This window comes from Flavobacterium aeripolare (assembly GCF_013294025.1).
Taxonomy (GTDB): Bacteria; Bacteroidota; Bacteroidia; order Flavobacteriales; family Flavobacteriaceae; genus Flavobacterium.
The window spans coordinates 1-2,385 of record NZ_JABSNL010000027.1; the positions used below are offsets into that span (position 1 = coordinate 1).

A 2,385-nucleotide genomic window follows, 5' to 3' on the forward strand; every position below is an offset into this window, starting at 1 on the left:
GTGGGGTGACGGCGTGCCTTTTGCATAATGAGCCTACGAGTTAACGTTGCTGGCAAGGATAAGTGGTTAAGCCACGGATCCGTAGCGAAAGCGAGTCTGAATAGGGCGCTTTAGTCAGTAGTGTTAGACGCGAAACCGTGTGATCTACCCATGGACAGGTTGAAGCTTTGTTAACCCAAAGTGGAGGACCGAACCCGTTGACGTTGAAAAGTCTTGGGATGATCTGTGGGTAGGGGTGAAAGGCCAATCAAACTCGGAAATAGCTCGTACTCCCCGAAATGCATTTAGGTGCAGCGTTATGGTTAAAGTTATATAGAGGTAGAGCTACTGATTGGATGCGGGGGCTTCACCGCCTACCAATTCCTGACAAACTCCGAATGCTATATAATGTTTCATAACAGTGAGGGCTTGGGTGCTAAGGTCCAAGTCCGAGAGGGAAAGAACCCAGACCATCAGCTAAGGTCCCCAAATATATACTAAGTTGAAAGAACGAGGTTTGTCTGCATAGACAGCTAGGATGTTGGCTTGGAAGCAGCCATTCATTTAAAGAGTGCGTAACAGCTCACTAGTCGAGCGGACGAGCATGGATAATAATCGGGCATAAGTATATTACCGAAGCTATGGATTTACAATTTATTGTAAGTGGTAGGGGAGCATTCTATCAGGGTAGAAGGTGAGTCGTAAGGCTTGCTGGACCGGATAGAAAAGAAAATGTAGGCATAAGTAACGATAATGCGGGCGAGAAACCCGCACACCGAAAGACTAAGGTTTCCACAGCTATGCTAATCAGCTGTGGGTTAGTCGGGACCTAAGGCGAACCCGAAAGGGACAGTCGATGGACAACGGGTTAATATTCCCGTACTACTGTTAACTGTGATGGGGTGACGGAGTGATGAAAGTGCCGCGAACTGACGGAATAGTTCGTTGAAGTACCTACCTATAAGGCCCGCAGGCAAATCCACGGGCTTTGGGGAAATACGATAGTACTCGGCGTCTTCGGACAAAGAGATAGTGCACCTAAGGGCTTCCAAGAAAAACCTCTAAACTTCAGGTTAATAGTACCCGTACCGCAAACCGACACAGGTAGTCGAGATGAGAATTCTAAGGTGCTCGAGAGATTCATGGCTAAGGAATTAGGCAAAATAGACCCGTAACTTCGGGAGAAGGGTCGCCAGCAGCAATGCTGGCCGCAGTGAAGAGGTCCAGGCGACTGTTTATCAAAAACACAGGGCTCTGCAAAATCGTAAGATGAAGTATAGGGCCTGACACCTGCCCGGTGCTGGAAGGTTAAGTGGAGATGTTATCTTCGGAGAAGCATTGAAATGAAGCCCCAGTAAACGGCGGCCGTAACTATAACGGTCCTAAGGTAGCGAAATTCCTTGTCGGGTAAGTTCCGACCTGCACGAATGGTGTAACGATCTGGACACTGTCTCAGCCATGAGCTCGGTGAAATTGTAGTAGCGGTGAAGATGCCGCTTACCCGCAGTGGGACGAAAAGACCCTGTGCACCTTTACTATAGCTTAGTATTGACCTTGGATAAATGATGTGTAGGATAGGTTGGAGACTATGAAGTGGCGTCGCTAGGCGTTGTGGAGTCATTGTTGAAATACAACCCTTTGTTTATCTGAGGCCTAACTCTCAAACGAGAGGACATTGCTTGGTGGGTAGTTTGACTGGGGTGGTCGCCTCCAAAAGAGTAACGGAGGCTTCTAAAGGTTCCCTCAGTACGCTTGGTAACCGTGCGTAGAGTGCAATGGCATAAGGGAGCTTGACTGAGAGACATACAGGTCGATCAGGTACGAAAGTAGAGCATAGTGATCCGGTGGTTCCGCATGGAAGGGCCATCGCTCAAAGGATAAAAGGTACGCCGGGGATAACAGGCTGATCTCCCCCAAGAGCTCATATCGACGGGGGGGTTTGGCACCTCGATGTCGGCTCGTCACATCCTGGGGCTGGAGAAGGTCCCAAGGGTTGGGCTGTTCGCCCATTAAAGTGGCACGCGAGCTGGGTTCAGAACGTCGTGAGACAGTTCGGTCTCTATCTACTGTGGGCGCAAGAAATTTGAGTGGATCTGATTCTAGTACGAGAGGACCGAATTGGACAAACCTCTAGTGTATCTGTTGTCACGCCAGTGGCACCGCAGAGTAGCTACGTTTGGAAGGGATAAGCGCTGAAAGCATATAAGCGCGAAACCCACCACAAGATGAGATTTCTTTTAAGGATCGTGGGAGATGACCACGTTGATAGGCTATAGATGTAAAGGCAGTAATGTCATAGTCGAGTAGTACTAATAATCCGTAAGCTTATGTACACCCTTTCCAGTGCACGCAAGTGCACTGGGGAAACTTTCTAGTTCCTAGATTCTTTCAGAATGACATGGAATA

Annotated in this window: 1 rRNA gene; it reads left to right on the forward strand. The window is 48.6% G+C overall.

The features are described from left to right. Positions 1 to 2,312: ribosomal RNA gene (locus tag HNQ00_RS16190) — 23S ribosomal RNA — on the forward strand; the annotation flags it as partial. Positions 2,313 to 2,385 lie beyond the last annotated feature (73 nt).